A 17,342-nucleotide genomic window follows, 5' to 3' on the forward strand; every position below is an offset into this window, starting at 1 on the left:
AATGGAAAAGAAACATATTGAAAAGGTTATAAAATATTCTATTAGAAAGTTCTCTGTTGGAGTCGGTTCTGCTGTCATCGGAGCCGTACTTTTCGGTGCTAACAACCTCTTGCTTGATCAAGTAGCAGCTAATGAAGTTTGTGAGCCAAATCAGGTACACTATCGTTATTTAGCAGAGCAAGAGCTGACAGAAGCTGAAAAAGGCCTTATTCATAAGGAACTTCCTTCTGATTTAAAACAAGATGATGTTGTTTATCTTGTCTATAGAAAAAAAGAAGTTCATACACAATATCTACCAAATACTGGAAGTAAAGAGCTAGGTCTCGTTGGTCTTGGCTTTGCAACAGCTTCATTAGCTGTACTAGTAATCTCTAAGAAGCGACCTAACAAGATAGCAGGTATTCTTTTTATTGGTGCACTTGGAGGTAGCTACTTCATTCCTCAGACTATTCAAGCCTTTGAAAATCAAATTCTTTTATCTTATAACCAAACAATCTCTGCTTGTAGTCAAGAAGATTTAGCCAACGGAGTTATTCAAATTGATGGATATGACTACATTGGTTACTTCAAAGAAGCTGATTTGAAGGTTTCAATGCCTGAAAATAATCAAGACAATAACTTGATTACAGATAAAGTGACACAAGAAGCTCGTGAAGGAGAATCACTTGTTCAACCAGAGCTTCCAACCTACAGAGAAGAGACTACAACTCCAGCAACACAGGGAGAAACTCAAGGAAGCGAATCTCTCGTTCAACCAGAACCACCTGTTCATACTAGTGAAGAAACAACAGAGAGCACCCAAGAAGAAGCTCCTATTGGTGAATCCCCTGTCAAACCCGAGTCTCCAGCCCAACCAGAGAATAGTACAGCCAAGGGTACTCAAGAAGAAGGTCATGTAGGCGAATCTCCAATCCAACCTGAACTCCCAGTCTATACAGGAGAAGTAACAGCCAAGGGTACTCAAGAAGAAGGCCATGTAGGGGAATCTCCAATCCAACCGGAATTACCAGCCTATACAGGAGAAGTAACAGCCAAGGGTACTCAAGAAGAAGGTCATGTAGGCGAATCTCCAATCCAACCTGAACTCCCAGCCTATACAGATGAAGTAACAGCTAAAGGTACTCAGGAAGAGGGACACGAAGGTGAGCCTCTCATTCAACCGAGCTTGCCAGAATACACTGTGACAGAGTCAACTGTGACAGAAACAGAAACTGTTACAATTCCATATTCTACAGAATACCTATCGGATTCTAATCACTATACAGACGAAGAAAGTGTTGTTCAAAAGGGTGAAGCTGGTAGTCAACTCATACATCGTGTCTATAAAACTGTAGATGGGGAGAAAGTTGGTGAAGCTATCACCACTAGTACGGAAGTTGTTAAGGCTCCTGTAGCTGAAAAAATCAGTCGTGGAACCAAACCAATTGAAGGCCAAACCGAAGAAGTTTCTGTTGAAGAAGTTCCTTTTAAAACGATAATGGAACAAGATTCTAGTCTACTCAAGGGAACTGAAACAGTTGCTCAGGTAGGTAAGAATGGTAAGAAGAAAATTACCAAAGTCTACAAAACTATCAAGGGTGTGAAAACTGCAGATGCACCTACTGTTTCAGAAGAAGTTCTTGAACAGGCACAAGACCACATTATCAAAAATGGTACTAAGGAATTAGAAAAACCTACTCTAACATTAACTAAAGTTGATACAGAAGAATTGAATCGAAGTGCAAAAGCAACTTATAGCCTTAAAAAACCAGATGGAGTGACTATCAAGTCTATTCAAGCAGTGTTGAAAAAAGGCGATCAAGTTATTAAGACATTTGCTATTTCAGAGTCTAATCTTGCAACAGCTTTAGCTGATCTAGATTATTACAAGGATTATACACTTGCGACGACTATGGTGTATGATCGTGGTAATGGTGACGAGGAAGAGGTTCTTAAGGAAGAACCATTGAGAATCGACCTTAAAAAAGTTGAAGTCAAAAATATTAAGGAAACAAGCTTAATCAGTGTGGATGATCAAGGTAATGAGACCGATAGTAGTCTCTTGTCCGAGAAACCATCGAATGTTAAGCCTTACTACTTAAAAGTTACGACTTACGATAACAAGGTTACGAAACTAGCTGTTGATAAAATCGAAGAAGTTACTGTAGATGGAAATAAACTATATAAAGTAACTGCTAAGGCACCTGATTTGATTCAACGTACTGCAGAAAATCGTTTCACTGAAGAGTATGTACACTATTTGCCTAAACCAAAAGCTCATGAAGGTGATGTGTACTACGACTTTAATGAACTTGTAAAAGCTATGCAAGCAAATCCTACTGGTACCTTTAAGCTTGGTAGCAATATGAATGCTAATAATGTACAACCGGCTGGCAAATCTTATGTAACCAATGCCTTTAAAGGTTCATTAGGAAGTACTGATGGTAATAAATTTGCTATTCATAATATCACTAGACCATTATTTGGAAACATTGAAGGTGGTTCTGTTAAGGATCTCTTACTGGAAAATGTCAATATTGATATGCCTGGAGTTGATCGAGTAGCTCCAATCGCTAATGTTATCAAAAACAATGCAACTATCGAAAATGTCAAAGTAACCGGAAGTGTTGTTGGTAACAATGATGTAGCTGGTATTATCAATAAAATTGATGGTAGTGGAAAAGTAAGTAATGTTGCCTTTATCGGTAAACTTCACGCTGCTGGCAATAGAGGAGGCTATTTAGCTGGTATTCTTGGTGAAAACTGGAAGGGTGTTGTTGAGAAAGCATACGTTGATGCTGAAATTACTGGTAATAAAGCAAAAGCTGCAGGACTAGTCTATTCATCTCAAAATGGTGCTAATAACAACACGGTCGGTAAAGAAGGAGTCCTAAGAAATTCAGTTGCTAAAGGTTCTATCGAACTGAAAGAAGCTGTTCAGTCTGGTGGATTGCTAGGAACCAACTGGGCTTTAGGTGCTATTGAAGACAACATCACCATGATGAAAGTCAAAACAGGTGAGATGGTGTTTGGTCACTCAGATATTGATGCTGACGACTACTTCACCTATTCAAGAACCAAACGTAATTATAGTGTTGATGATGTGAGTGAAGGTAAAAAATCCTTTAACAATTCACGTAAAATTCCAAGTATCTCACTGGCTGAAGCCGAGAAGAAAATTGAAGCAATGGGAATCACTGCTGATAAATTTACCAGCAGCAAACCTATTGAAGACAAGCTTAATAACAGTCTAAACAAAGACGATCAGTACAAAGCAATTGATAGTTATGATGCGACTCGTGAGCTAGCTTACCGTAATATTGCAAAACTTCAACCTTTCTATAATAAAGAGTGGATTGTAGACCAAGGTAATAAATTAGCTACAGGAAGTCCTCTCTTGACTAAAGAAGTATTGTCTGTAACTGCTATGAAAGGCAATACCTTTGTGACGGAATTGGCTGATGCTGATCATATTATGATCCACTATGCAGATAAGACAAAAGATATCTTTACCATTTCACCTAAAGATTCAAAAGTGAGACAAGTGAAAGAGTACGGTATTACTGAACTTGGTGAAGTTGTTTATACTCCGAATATGGTTGACAAGGACCGTAGTAATCTCATCAATGCTATTGTTGAAAAATTAAGTCCTGTGGAATTACAATCTGACCCAATCTACACGCACCTTGGTAGAACTGGTCCAAACAAAGTTAATGCTATTAAGAACCTTTATCTTGAAGAAACCTTTAAAGAAGTTAAGGATAATCTTACTAAATTTGTGAAACAGTTGGTTGAAAATGAGGATCATCAATTAAACACAGATGAGGCTGCTAAACGTGCTTTGATCAAGAAAATTGATGATAACAAGGTAGCGATTCTCCTTGGTCTATCTTACCTTAACCGTTATTACGGAGTAAAGTTTGATGATTTCAATATCAAGCAACTCATGTTGTTCAAGCCAGATTTCTATGGTAAGAATGTAAGTGTATTAGACCGTTTGATTGAAATTGGTTCAAAAGAAGATTATGTCAAAGGAACTCGTACACACGATGCCTTCCGTGAAGTAGTTGCTAAAAATACTCTTTCTGGTAACCTAAATGACTTCCTGAAATATAACATGGAACTCTTCACAAAAGATACAGACTTGAATGATTGGTTTATAAAAGCAACTAAAGATAATGTCTATATCGTGGAACCAAAAACAACAAATCCTGATTTTGCTGATAAGAAACATAGAGCTTACGAAGGCTTAAATAACGATATGCATGGCAAGATGATTTTACCACTCTTGAACTTAAAAGATGCCCATATGTTCTTGATTTCAACATATAATACCATGGCCTACAGTTCATTTGAAAAGTATGGTAAGAACACTGAAGCAGAGCGTAATGCCTTCAAAGCTGAAATTGATAAGGTTGCTAAAGGACAACAGAATTACCTAGATTTCTGGTCACGTCTATCTCTAGATAAAGTACGTAATCAGCTTTTGAAGAGCAATAATATGGTTCCAACACCTGTACTGGACAACCAGAATTATAAAGGCATTAGTACTGATCGTTATGGCCATACAAACAGTGGTAAAGATGTGGCGCCTATCCGTGAATTGTATGGACCTACAGACCGTTACCATGCGACTGATTGGCGTATGGGAGCTGTTGCTCGCGTTTATGCGAATCCATATAAGGATGATTCTGTCTTCTTTATGGTGACGGACATGATTAGTGATTTTGGGGTATCTGCCTTTACCCATGAAACAACTCACGTAAATGACCGAATGGTTTATCTAGGTGGCTCAAGACACCGTGAAGGAACAGATCTTGAAGCATTTGCTCAAGGAATGTTACAAACTCCGTCAGTATCAAATCCAAATGGTGAGTACAAAGCCCTAGGTCTCAACATGGCTTATGAACGTCCAAACGATGGAAATCAATGGTATAATACTAATCCAAATGACCTTAAATCACGTGACGAAATTGATCGTTACATGAAGGGCTATAATGACACTCTCATGCTTCTAGATTATCTTGAAGGAGAAGCTGTCCTCAATAAAGCAAATCAAGATTTAAACAATGCTTGGTTCAAGAAAGTAGACAAACAGTACCGCGGAAACAATACAAAGAATCAATTCGATAAAGTTCGACCTTTAAGTGATGATGAAAAGTCTATTCCTTTACATACAGTAAATGACCTCATTACCAACAACTTTATGACCAATCGTGGACCTGGAAATGGAGTCTATAATCCATCCGACTTTGGTTCAGCCTATGTTACTGTACCGATGATGACGGGTATCTATGGTGGAAATACCAGTGAAGGTGCTCCTGGAGCTATGTCATTCAAACATAATACTTTTAGAATCTGGGGTTACTATGGCTACGAAAAAGGCTTCCTAAACTATGCTTCTAACATGCTAAAAGCTGAATCTAAAAAAGCTGGTAAAGATACTCTAGGTGATGACTTCATCATTAAAAAGATTTCTGAAGGGAAATTCAACAATCTCGAAGATTGGAAGAAAGCTTACTTCGAAGAAATAGTGAATAACGCTAAAAAAGGAATTCAGTCTATTGAAATCGATGGTAAAACATACAATAGTTATGAAGACTTGAAACGAGCATTTGCTGAAGCAGTTGATAAAGATAAGGCTACTCTAAGTAACGGATCTGTCAAATTTGATAACACCGTATCACTTAAAGAAAAACTCTTTAAGAAACTTCTTCAACAAACAGGTAGCTTTAAAACTTCTATCTTTAAATAATCAATTGACTCTCACCTGCATAGCAGGTGGGAGTTTTTTGTGCAAGAAAAGATGCCTAATTTTCCAAGCAGATTTCAAGTATTTTTAGTCCGCTAGTTATATAATATAGATATAATACAATATCTATATTCATATGATGAACGAGAAAGGTGATGAAGATGAAAAAATGGCAAACATCTGTATTGGTCTGTGCTAGTTTGCTTTGTCTATCGGCTTGTAAAAATCAGTCAGCAAACCAGGCTGATAATCAGAGTGGAGACAAACAAGGGCAAGTTAGCTCTCAAACTGCAAAACAAGGAGAAGAAGTTCCAGACTTTGAGCTTATGGGAGTTGATGGTAAAACGTATCGCCTATCAGATTATAAAGGCAAAAAGGTCTATATAAAATTTTGGGCTTCTTGGTGTTCTGTCTGTCTAGCTAGTTTACCTGATACCGATGAACTTGCAAAGGAAGCTGGCGATGACTTTGTAATTTTGACAGTTGTTTCTCCTGGTCAAAAAGGAGAGCAAGCAGAAGAAGCCTTCAAAAAATGGTATCAGGGCTTGGACTATAAAAATCTCCCTGTCCTTTTAGACCCTTCGGGAAAACTCTTAGCAAGTTACGGAGTCCGTTCTTATCCGACTCAGGCCTTTATTGATAAAGAAGGAAAACTAGTCAAGACTCAACCAGGCTTTATGGATAAGGCAAGTATTGTAGAAACTCTGAAAAGCATAGATTAGAGGCTACTCATGAATGATAAATTAAAAACAATACTCTTAATTGGAGTGATCATTTGCATCATCATCGGAATTTTGTTTCTTTTGGAAAAAAGAAGCTCTAGCTACACCGATACCTCTCAAATTGAGAAGGCAGCAGTTAGCCAGGGTCAAGGTGCTAAGAAAAAAACGGAGCCAGATAAAAATGCTGACCTACATGAAATCTATCTAGCTGGAGGCTGTTTCTGGGGAGTCGAAGAATATTTTTCTCGAGTGGCAGGTGTGACAGATGCTGTTTCTGGCTATGCGAATGGTAGAGGAGAAACTACCCAGTATGAATTAATCGGCCAAACAGGGCATGCTGAGACTGTTCATGTGACCTACGATGCCAATCAAATTACTTTAAAAGAAATCTTGCTCCATTATTTCCGCATTATCAATCCAATCAGTAAGAATAAGCAAGGAAATGATGTGGGGACTCAGTACAGAACGGGAGTCTACTATAAGGACGAGCAGGACCTAGAAGTTATCAATCAAGTCTTTGAGCAAGTTGCTCAAAAGTATGACCAGCCTCTAGCGGTTGAAAAGGAAGCTTTATCTAATTTTATCGTGGCTGAGGACTACCACCAGGACTATCTCCAGAAAAATCCAAATGGATATTGCCATATCAATGTCAATCAAGCAGCCTATCCGGTCATTGATGCGAGTAAATATCCAAAACCGAGTGACGATGAATTGAAAAAACTCCTCTCTCCTGAAGAGTATGCAGTGACTCAAAATAGTCAAACAGAACGGGCCTTTTCAAATCGTTACTGGGATAAATTTGAAGCAGGTATTTATGTGGATGTAGCAACTGGTGAACCACTCTTTTCTTCGAAAGATAAATTTGAATCGGGTTGTGGTTGGCCAAGTTTTACCCAGCCTATCAGTCCAGATGTTGCGACCTACAAGGAAGACAAGTCTTATAATATGGTCAGAACAGAAGTCAGAAGCCGAACTGGTGATTCCCACTTAGGACATGTTTTTACAGATGGACCTAAGGACAAGGGAGGGCTTCGCTATTGTATTAACAGCCTGTCTATCCGTTTTATTCCAAAGGATCAAATGGAAGAAAAGGGTTATGGTTATTTGTTAGATTATGTTGAGTAAGTTTTCTCAACCATATTAGTTAAAAAGCCAGATCTCCTGTTTGGGGTCTGGCTTTTATGGTATACTTAGAATATGCATAGAAAAACAGTGATTGATTTTAGGGCTTTGGGCGAGAGATATACCTTTACCCAGCCTATTAAAGAGTTAAAAACCAGAGATTTAGCAGAAGTGACGGACTTGTTAGCACAAGTTGAAAGCTTTCAAGAGCAAGGCTATTATGTGGTAGGTTACGTTAGTTATGAAGCAGCACCTGCTTTTGAGGAGAAGTTAGCGGTTCACGAGGGTCCCTTGTTAGGTGAGTATTTGCTTTACTTCACTGTTCATAACAGTGTTGAAACATCCAGCATTCCTCTAGCTTATGAGGAGGTGGAGTTGCCATCAAACTGGCTGGAAGTAACATCTGCTGAGGACTATGAAAAGGCTATTACCCAAATTAACTATCATTTAAGACAAGGGGATACTTATCAGGTCAATTATACTGTCCAACTCAAGCAGGAGTTGTCTGCCAATCCTTTTGCTATCTATAATCGTATGGTGGTGGAACAGGAAGCGGGATATAATGCTTACGTAGAGCATGATGATATGGCAGTGATTTCCATGAGTCCAGAACTCTTTTTTGAACAAAATGATCGTGAATTGATGACTCGTCCTATGAAGGGCACAACTAAACGTGGTTTGAATAACGTTGACGACTTGAAAGAGGCAGCTTGGTTGGAACAGGATCCCAAAAATCGTTCAGAAAACATGATGATAGTGGACCTCTTGCGAAATGACATGAATCGTATTTCTGAGGTTGGTAGTGAGCATGTGGAGCGTTTATGCCAAGTGGAGCAGTATTCTACAGTGTGGCAGATGACTTCAACTATCAAGAGTCAGTTACGACCAGATGTTGACCTAGTTGAAATCTTCCGTTCGCTCTTTCCATGTGGTTCCATCACAGGAGCTCCCAAGATAGCGACCATGGAAATTATCAAGAACTTGGAACCACAAGCTAGAGGAGTTTACTGTGGAACTGTTGGCCTCCTACTTCCCAATGGACGACGGATTTTCAATGTGGCTATTCGAACTATTCAACTGCATGGAGGGCAAGCCATCTATGGTGTCGGAGGTGGCATCACTTGGGATAGTACTTGGGAGTCAGAATACAGTGAAGTCCAGCAAAAAGCAGCGGTTCTTTATCGAAAACAGCCTTGTTTTCAGCTGATTACGACAGGGAAAATCAGCCAGAAAAAATTGCTCTTTGAAAAGCAACATCTAGAAAGATTGCAAAAGGCTAGTCGTTATTTTGCCTTTCCATTTGACCAAGAAGTTTTGAGACAAAAAATAGAGAAGGAGTACCAGTCTTGTGACATCCGTCAAGATTATCGGATACGAATCAGTCTCAGCAAATCTGGAGAGATTGAAATTGAACGACAAGTATTGACACCACTTAGCTCTAGTTTTTGTCAGGCCAAGCTTTGTCTACAGGAAGCTGATTTGGAGCAGGTCTTTACTTACTTTAAGACGACACATCGACCACATTTTACAGTAGGAGAGCAGGAAATTATCTATCACACTGCTGATGGAAAATTGCTTGAAACCTCTATTGGGAATCTTGTCTTGAAAATGGATGGCAAGTTCTATACCCCACCTAGTACTCTTGGCATTTTACCAGGGATTTATCGCCAGTATTTACTTGAAAGCGGGCAGGTAGAAGAGAAGATCTTGACCGTAGAAGATTTGAAAGAATCAGAAGTTATTTATGGCTGTAATGCAGTTAGGGAATTGTATGAGTTGAGTTTGAGGAAGAAGTAAACGAAACTAATATTTTTACATGGATAAGCCTAATCTCAGTTCAATGAAAGCTATTCAAGAACTGATGCCAAATTCCCAGTTCCAGATTATCCCTGACGGCCCTCATATCTTGAATAGGGCAAAACCAAAAGAGTTTGCAGAAATGACTAGAAGTTTTCTTGAATTGCTGAAATAAGTTTGATAAAATAATATGGAAGTTGATATTATAATTTTAGGAGAAAATCATGAACAAACGTCATTTATTAAAACTAGGCCTAGCTTCTTTACCTGCTCTAGTTTTGTTTTTACATCCAGTTGTGGCAGATGAAAGTGTTCATTTTTCAAGCTGTAAGGAAGCTTGGGAGAATGGTTATGCAGATATTCATAAGGGAGAACCAGGGTATTCTGCTACTCTAGATAAGGATCATGATGGGATTGCCTGTGAATCTAAGAATGCGCCTAAGGGTGTTTTAAAAGAGAAAAAGTCGAGTACATCTCAAGCTAACACCAATGTAGCACCTGATAGTGTAGCAGCTGAAAGTGGCTGGGTTCGTCAGAATGGATCTTGGTACTATTTTTCTGAAAATGGGAAACCAGTAACAAATACTTGGCAGGGTGCATACTATCTCAAGTCAGATGGAAGAATGGCTGAGAACGAGTGGGTATACGATAACTATTACCAAGCCTGGTATTACCTCAAATCAGATGGTTCATATGCGCGCAATACTTGGCAAGGAAGTTACTATCTCAAATCAGATGGTAAGATGGCTCAGGGTGAATGGATTTATGATTCTTACTACAAAGCCTGGTATTACCTCAAATCAGATGGTTCATATGCGCATAATACTTGGCAAGGTGTATACTACCTTAAATCAAATGGTAAAATGGCTCAGAGTGAATGGGTTTATGACTATGCTTATCAATCTTGGTACTACTTAAAATCAGATGGTTCTTATGCTCGTAATGCTTGGCAAGGAAACTACTATCTCAAATCAGATGGTAAAATGGCAAAAAGTGAGCGAGTGGATGGCGGACGCTATTATGTAGATGCTTCTGGTTTGTGGAAACCATAGAACATAAAAAATTCTGGAAAGTCAATGCAAACCTTTGCACTGATTGGCAGTTTTTGTTATACTAGAACTGTAAGCATTTTCAATTAAAGATAAGGAGAAAAAAATGAGTCAAAAGATTATTGGGATTGACCTTGGTGGAACTTCTGTCAAGTTTGCAATTTTAACTCAAGAAGGAGAAATTCAAGAAAAATGGTCTATTAAGACTAACATTTTGGATGAAGGAAGCCATATCGTAGACGATATGATTGAATCTATTCAACATCGTTTTGAATTGCTTGGACTGTCTGCAGCAGATTTCCAAGGGATTGGTATGGGTTCACCTGGTGTGGTTGATCGTGAAAAGGGAACTGTTATCGGTGCCTATAACCTCAACTGGAAAACTCTTCAACCAATCAAAGAAAAGATGGAAAAAGCCTTGGGTATTCCATTCTTTATCGACAATGACGCTAACGTAGCTGCTCTTGGTGAGCGTTGGATGGGTGCTGGTGAAAACCAACCAGACGTTGTCTTTATGACTCTGGGTACAGGTGTTGGTGGCGGTATCGTGGCAGAAGGCAAATTGCTTCACGGTGTTGCAGGTGCTGCAGGTGAACTTGGACATATCACAGTTGACTTTGACCAACCAATCCCATGTACTTGTGGTAAAAAAGGCTGTCTTGAGACAGTGGCTTCTGCAACAGGGATTGTCAACTTGACTCGCCGTTACGCGGATGAATATGAAGGCGATGCGGCCTTGAAACGCTTGATCGACGACGGTGAAGAAGTAACTGCTAAAACTGTTTTTGATTTGGCAAAAGAAGGGGACGACCTCGCTTTGATCGTTTACCGTAACTTCTCACGCTACTTGGGTATTGCATGTGCTAACATTGGTTCCATCCTAAACCCATCAACGATTGTTATCGGTGGTGGTGTATCAGCTGCAGGAGACTTCCTTCTCCAAGGCGTGCAAAAAGTTTATGATGAAAATACCTTCCCACAAGTTCGCACAACAACTAAGCTGGCTCTTGCGACTCTAGGAAATGATGCTGGAGTTATCGGAGCAGCATCACTTGTATTGCAATAAGAAGCAAAAGAAGGAGAAAATCACTATCTTGAAGCGAGTGATTTTCCTCCTTTCTTTTTTTATGCTATACTAGTTAAGACAATAATTGAGGTGAGAGTAAATGACAAAAGCAGATAAGATTTTTAAAGAAAATATTGAGCGAATTCTCAATGAAGGAGTCTTTTCAGAACAAGCTCGTCCCAAGTATAAGGACGGAACAGTGGCTAACTCCAAGTACATCACAGGTGCTTTTGCGGAGTATGATTTGTCCAAGGGTGAATTTCCCATCACAACCCTACGTCCAATTGCTATCAAATCAGCTATCAAGGAAGTTCTTTGGATCTACCAAGACCAGTCCAATAGCCTAGAGGTTCTAAATGATAAGTACAATGTTCACTACTGGAATGACTGGGAAGTAGGAGATACAGGAACAATTGGTGAGCGTTACGGGGCTGTTGTTAAGAAGCATGACATCATTAACAAGATTCTCAAACAGTTGGAAACTAATCCTTGGAATCGTCGCAATATCATCTCTCTCTGGGATTACCAAGCTTTTGAGGAAACAGACGGCCTTCTTCCATGTGCCTTCCAGACCATGTTTGATGTCCGTCGAGTAGATGGGGAAATTTACCTGGATGCAACCTTGACCCAGCGTTCTAATGATATGCTGGTGGCCCACCATATCAATGCCATGCAGTATGTAGCTCTTCAAATGATGATTGCCAAACATTTTGGTTGGAAAGTTGGAAAATTCTTCTATTTTATCAATAACCTTCACATCTATGATAATCAATTTGAACAAGCTCAGGAATTGCTCCGTCGTCAACCTTCAAATTGCCAACCACGTTTAGTCTTGAATGTACCAGATAAGACAAACTTTTTTGATATTAAAGCAGAGGATTTTGAGTTGGTTGACTATGATCCTGTGAAACCGCAATTGAAGTTTGATTTGGCTATTTAATAACATAAAAAGAAGTTGGAATTTCCAACTTCTTTTTTATTAATTAGCGTGATACACGACGGCGAGCTGCTTTTTTACGATTTTCTTCGATGAAAGCTGCTTTTTGTTCTTCTGGTTCAATCACTTTCTTTTTAACTGCATAAACTGCACCTGCAACAGCAGCAACAGTTCCTGCGACACCTGTTACGAGACCTTTAGCAAAACCTTTAGCCATTAGTCTTCCTCCTTTAATTTATATATCAGGCAGAATTAGCTAGAAATATAGCATTTTTCTGACTGTGCTTTTTGTGATATAATAATAGTAACGAAAAAATGGGAATTTTTCAAGGAAAAACGATGAAAAGCAAAATAATTGTGATTGTTGGCCCAACAGCTGTTGGAAAGACTGCCCTAGCCATTGAAGTTGCTAAGCGTTTCAATGGTGAAGTAGTCAGTGGGGATAGCCAACAAGTATACCGAGGCCTGGATATTGGAACAGCTAAGGCAAGTCCGGAGGAGCAGGCAACTATTCCTCATCACTTGATTGATGTGAGAGATGTAACCGAGTCATACTCGGCTTTTGATTTTGTTTCAGAAGCAAAGGAAGCCATCGAGGATATTCAAAATCGTGGTAAGCTTGCTATTATCGCTGGTGGAACAGGACTTTATATTCAGAGCCTACTAGAGGGATATCATCTAGGTGGAGAGACACCACACGAGGATATTTTAGCCTACCGAGCTAGCTTAGAACCTGTTTCAGATGAGGAGTTAGCCCATCTGGTGGAACAAGCAGGTCTTGAAATTCCCCAGTTTAATCGTCGTCGTGCTATGCGTGCCTTGGAAATTGCCCATTTTGGTCAAGATTTGGAAAATCAAGAAAGTTTATATGATCCGCTGATTATTTGCTTGGATGATGAGCGTAGTCAGCTTTATGAGCGTATCAATCACAGAGTGGACCTGATGTTTGAAGCTGGACTTCTAGACGAAGCCAAGTGGTTGTTTGACCATTATCCAGATGTGCAGGCTGCTAAAGGGATAGGTTACAAGGAACTTTTCCCCTATTTTCGATTAGAGCAGAGTTTGGAGGAGGCTAGGGATAGTCTCAAGCAAGCGACTCGCCGATTTGCCAAGCGCCAGCTAACCTGGTTCCGCAATCGCATGCAGGTGACCTTTTATCAGATAGGAGAATCTGGTGTGAAAGAGCGTATTTTAAGCCAGATTGAGGAGTTTTTAAATGATTGAAACGGAGAAAAAAGAGGAGCGAGTCCTGCTCATTGGTGTTGAACTCCAGGGCATGGATAATTTTGACCTCTCTATGGAAGAGCTAGCTAGTCTGGCTAAGACAGCTGGAGCAGTTGTGGTAGATAGCTACAGACAAAAACGAGAAAAATACGACTCTAAGACCTTTGTCGGCTCTGGTAAGTTGGAAGAAATTGCTCAAATGGTGGACGCAGAAGAAATCACGACTGTCATCGTCAATAACCGTCTGACACCTCGACAAAATGTCAATTTAGAGGAAGTCTTAGGTGTCAAGGTCATTGACCGTATGCAGTTGATTTTGGATATCTTTGCCATGCGAGCTCGAAGCCATGAAGGCAAACTCCAAGTGCATCTAGCTCAGCTCAAATACCTCTTGCCTCGTTTGGTTGGTCAGGGTATTATGCTCAGTCGTCAGGCAGGGGGAATTGGTTCCCGTGGTCCAGGTGAAAGTCAGCTGGAGCTTAACCGTCGTAGTGTTCGCAACCAGATTACAGATATCGAACGTCAACTCAAGGTGGTTGAGAAAAACCGAGCGACAGTTCGGGAAAAACGTTTGGAGTCAAGTACCTTTAAGATTGGTTTGATTGGTTACACAAATGCTGGGAAGTCAACTATTATGAATACTTTGACCAGCAAGACCCAGTATGAAGCAGATGAGCTTTTTGCAACTCTAGATGCAACAACTAAAAGCATCCATCTGGGGGGCAATCTACAGGTAACTTTGACAGATACCGTTGGATTTATCCAAGACCTACCGACAGAGTTGGTGTTGAGTTTTAAATCAACCTTGGAAGAAAGCAAGCATGTAGATCTCCTGGTCCATGTCATCGATGCCAGCAATCCTTATCATGAGGAACATGAAAAAACAGTCCTCTCTATCATGAAAGACTTGGACATGGAGGATATTCCTCGCTTAACCCTTTATAATAAAGCAGATTTGGTGGAGAACTTTACGCCTACTCAAACGCCATATGCATTGATTTCTGCTAAGTCTAAGGATAGTCGCGAACAGTTGCAGGCTTTATTGCTGGATAAGATTAAGGAAATTTTTGGACCCTTTACTCTGCGCGTGCCGTTTTCTAAATCTTACAAGATTCATGATTTAGAAAGTGTTGCGATTCTAGAAGAACGTGACTACCAAGATGATGGAGAAGTCATCAGAGGCTACATTTCTGAGAAAAATAAATGGAGATTAGAAGAATTTTATGACTGATATCAAAACGTTAGCTCTCAAATATGGTGGCTATACAAGTCTAGACAAGGTATATCTGGACCAATTTTTAGCTGGTAGGTCTGAAGAGGAGCAACTAGCTCTCATTACACCTCCACCCAGCGTAGTGAATGCCTACTTTGCCGAGCTCTACCAAAAAAAGAGCCCAGAGGCTGCGACCGATTATTTTGCAGAAGTCAGCCAAGAACTAAATCTTTACAATGTTGAACCAAGTTTCACGGAAGAAAGCAAGCCCTTTATTCGCCTCAATCTATCTGGTAAATCCTTTGGATTTTGCTACGAAAAAGAAGGACTAGGTCGAATTTTCTCAGAGAACGAGGAAACAATTACGGATGAATTACTTTTTGAGATTGCGCAAATTTTTCCCCATCAGCTAGTTTTTGTGGAGTCTGGTAAGATTTACATGAAGGCGATTGGAGAAGAGGATGTTGTTAACGTGGAAAATCTCACAGCCTTGACAGATCTGGAAAGTTTGGCAGATGGTCGTAAGCGTCTCAAAGGTTATAGCCAAGAGGATTTACTGCAAGAAGCTAGAGCTTTTTCTGGCAAGTTTTATTATCGCTCAGAAAATCGCACTGCTATGTTATATATTGATTAATTAGAAAGTATCGAATGGATATTCAATTTTTAGGAACGGGGGCTGGTCAGCCCTCTAAAGCCCGCAACGTTTCAAGTCTCGCCCTGAAACTCTTGGACGAGATTAACGAAGTCTGGCTCTTTGACTGTGGAGAAGGGACGCAAAATCGCATTCTGGAAACCACGATTCGACCACGAAAGATCAGCAAAATCTTTATCACCCACTTACATGGAGACCATATCTTTGGATTGCCTGGTTTTCTCTCTAGTCGTGCCTTTCAAGCCAATGAAGAACAGACAGATTTGGAAATCTATGGTCCCCAAGGCATCAAATCTTTTGTCTTGACCAGTCTACGAGTGTCAGGTTCACGCCTGCCCTATAAGATTCATTTCCATGAATTTGACCAAGCTTCTCTAGGGAAAATTCTTGAAACCGATAAATTCACGGTGTATGCGGAAGAGTTGGATCACACTATTTTCTGTGTCGGCTACCGTGTCATGCAAAAGGACCTAGAAGGCACTCTGGATGCTCAAAAACTCAAGGCTGCCGGCGTACCATTTGGACCGCTTTTTGGTAAAATCAAAAACGGGCAGGATGTAGTCCTAGAAGACGGCACCGAGATTAAGGCAGCAGACTATATCTCAGCCCCACGCCCTGGTAAGATTATCACTATCTTAGGTGACACTCGAAAAACCAATGCCAGTGTGCGTCTGGCTGTTAATGCAGATGTCCTTGTCCATGAATCCACTTATGGTAAAGGTGATGAGAAAATTGCCCGCAATCATGGCCACTCAACCAATATGCAGGCTGCTCAAATTGCAGTAGAAGCGGGAGCTAAGCGACTCTTGCTTAACCATATTAGCGCCCGTTTCCTTTCAAAAGATATCAGCCAGCTTAAGAAAGATGCTGCAACGATTTTTGAAAATGTCCATGTGGTTAAAGACCTTGAAGAAGTGGAAATCTAGTTTCTAGAGAAAGGAGAATCATGCAAACCATTCTCATTACAGGTGCTAGCGGTGGTCTAGCCCAAGAAATGGTCAAACTCTTGCCAAATGACCAACTCATCTTACTCGGCAGAGATAAGGAAAAACTAGTTCAGCTATACGGAAATCATCCTCAGGCAGAATTGATTGAAATTAATATTACCGACGCTCAAGCCTTAGAAGAACTAGTTGCTGAACTCTATCAGCGTTATGGCAAGATTGATGTTTTAATTAACAACGCTGGTTACGGAATTTTTGAAGATTTTAACAAGATTTCTAATCAAGACATTCATCAAATGTTTGAGGTTAACACCTTTGCTCTTATGAATCTATCACGTTTGGTTGCTTCTCGTATGAAGGAGATTCGAAAAGGCCATATCATCAATATCGTTAGTATGGCAGGTTTGATTGCGACTGCTAAGTCTAGTCTATACTCTGCGACCAAGTTTGCGACCATTGGTTTTTCAAATGCTCTTCGCCTTGAGCTCATGCCCTATGGTGTCTATGTGACAACTGTTAATCCAGGACCTATCCGTACAGGATTTTTTGACCAGGCAGACCCAGATGGGACCTACCTCAAATCGGTCGACCGTTTTCTATTGGAACCAGATGCTGTCGCGCAAAAGATTGTTAAGACTATCGGAAAAAACAAACGCGATCTCAATCTCCCAGCCTTGCTAAATTTAGCTCATAAATTTTATACCCTCTTTCCCAAGTTAGCAGATAAGTTGGCAGGAGAAACTTTTAATTATAAGTAAAAAAGCTATTCCTTTAAGGAATAGCTTTTTGATTTAATTTCATGAAAGAAGAGTGTTTTAAAATTAAAAATCAAGCTTATTAGTGCCTATTCATAGCTTTTAGGGTATAATACAAATAAAAGAAATC

13 protein-coding genes and 1 pseudogene are annotated in these 17,342 nt (G+C 39.9%); 13 read left to right on the forward strand and 1 reads right to left on the reverse strand.

Annotated elements, in window-relative coordinates:
- Window position 1: 1 nt before the first annotated feature.
- From BQ2679_RS04710 to BQ2679_RS04745, 8 genes and pseudogenes are all read left to right on the forward strand, one after another.
- Window positions 2-5,734, forward strand: coding sequence for a ZmpA/ZmpB/ZmpC family metallo-endopeptidase (locus BQ2679_RS04710; protein WP_075566761.1), 5,733 nt, complete (start codon window positions 2-4; stop codon window positions 5,732-5,734).
- A 158-nt stretch (window positions 5,735-5,892) separates the two neighbouring features.
- Window positions 5,893-6,453 (forward strand): redoxin family protein, encoded by a 561-nt coding sequence (locus BQ2679_RS04715; protein WP_075566763.1) that lies wholly within the window; start codon window positions 5,893-5,895, stop codon window positions 6,451-6,453.
- A 9-nt stretch (window positions 6,454-6,462) separates the two neighbouring features.
- Window positions 6,463-7,578, forward strand: coding sequence for a peptide-methionine (R)-S-oxide reductase MsrB (gene msrB / locus BQ2679_RS04720; RefSeq protein WP_075566765.1), 1,116 nt, complete (start codon window positions 6,463-6,465; stop codon window positions 7,576-7,578).
- Window positions 7,579-7,650: 72 nt separating this feature from the next.
- Window positions 7,651-9,372: an aminodeoxychorismate synthase component I gene (gene pabB / locus BQ2679_RS04725; RefSeq protein WP_075566768.1), complete on the forward strand. Its 1,722-nt coding sequence runs from the start codon at window positions 7,651-7,653 to the stop codon at window positions 9,370-9,372.
- A 22-nt stretch (window positions 9,373-9,394) separates the two neighbouring features.
- A pseudogene (locus BQ2679_RS10850) lies at window positions 9,395-9,547 on the forward strand (alpha/beta fold hydrolase); the annotation flags it as partial.
- 49 nt (window positions 9,548-9,596) lie between these two features.
- A complete protein-coding gene (locus BQ2679_RS04735) occupies window positions 9,597-10,424 on the forward strand; it encodes an excalibur calcium-binding domain-containing protein (protein ID WP_075566770.1) in 828 nt (275 codons plus the stop codon).
- Window positions 10,425-10,527: 103 nt separating this feature from the next.
- Window positions 10,528-11,487: an ROK family glucokinase gene (locus BQ2679_RS04740; RefSeq protein WP_075566772.1), complete on the forward strand. Its 960-nt coding sequence runs from the start codon at window positions 10,528-10,530 to the stop codon at window positions 11,485-11,487.
- A 100-nt stretch (window positions 11,488-11,587) separates the two neighbouring features.
- The gene (locus BQ2679_RS04745; protein WP_075566774.1) at window positions 11,588-12,427 is read left to right on the forward strand and encodes a thymidylate synthase; all 840 of its coding nucleotides are present in this window, start codon (window positions 11,588-11,590) and stop codon (window positions 12,425-12,427) included.
- Between the two features lie 43 nt (window positions 12,428-12,470).
- Here the strand turns inward: BQ2679_RS04745 and BQ2679_RS04750 are convergent, their stop codons facing one another.
- On the reverse strand, window positions 12,471-12,641 hold the full coding sequence (locus BQ2679_RS04750) for a DUF3042 family protein (RefSeq protein ID WP_060956055.1): 171 nt from the start codon (window positions 12,639-12,641) through the stop codon (window positions 12,471-12,473).
- A 122-nt stretch (window positions 12,642-12,763) separates the two neighbouring features.
- On the opposite strand from BQ2679_RS04750, the gene miaA reads away from it, so the two are divergent.
- Genes miaA through BQ2679_RS04775 form a run of 5 tightly spaced genes read left to right on the forward strand, consistent with a single transcriptional unit; the run spans window position 12,764 to window position 17,215 of the window.
- The gene (miaA, locus tag BQ2679_RS04755; protein WP_075566776.1) at window positions 12,764-13,648 is read left to right on the forward strand and encodes a tRNA (adenosine(37)-N6)-dimethylallyltransferase MiaA; all 885 of its coding nucleotides are present in this window, start codon (window positions 12,764-12,766) and stop codon (window positions 13,646-13,648) included.
- The gene (gene hflX, locus BQ2679_RS04760; protein WP_075566778.1) at window positions 13,641-14,879 is read left to right on the forward strand and encodes a GTPase HflX; all 1,239 of its coding nucleotides are present in this window, start codon (window positions 13,641-13,643) and stop codon (window positions 14,877-14,879) included. The genes miaA and hflX overlap by 8 nt, the downstream gene beginning before the upstream one ends.
- The gene (locus BQ2679_RS04765; protein WP_075566780.1) at window positions 14,872-15,495 is read left to right on the forward strand and encodes a cystathionine beta-lyase; all 624 of its coding nucleotides are present in this window, start codon (window positions 14,872-14,874) and stop codon (window positions 15,493-15,495) included. The genes hflX and BQ2679_RS04765 overlap by 8 nt, the downstream gene beginning before the upstream one ends.
- A gap of 14 nt (window positions 15,496-15,509) precedes the next feature.
- Window positions 15,510-16,439, forward strand: a complete 930-nt coding sequence (gene rnz, locus BQ2679_RS04770) for a ribonuclease Z (RefSeq protein ID WP_075566782.1) — start codon at window positions 15,510-15,512, stop codon at window positions 16,437-16,439.
- A 20-nt stretch (window positions 16,440-16,459) separates the two neighbouring features.
- Entirely contained in the window at window positions 16,460-17,215 is a 756-nt protein-coding gene (locus BQ2679_RS04775) for an SDR family NAD(P)-dependent oxidoreductase (RefSeq protein ID WP_075566787.1), read from the forward strand.
- Window positions 17,216-17,342 lie beyond the last annotated feature (127 nt).

Origin of the sequence: Streptococcus timonensis (assembly GCF_900095845.1) — a bacterium.
GTDB classification, from domain to species: domain Bacteria; phylum Bacillota; class Bacilli; order Lactobacillales; family Streptococcaceae; genus Streptococcus; species Streptococcus timonensis.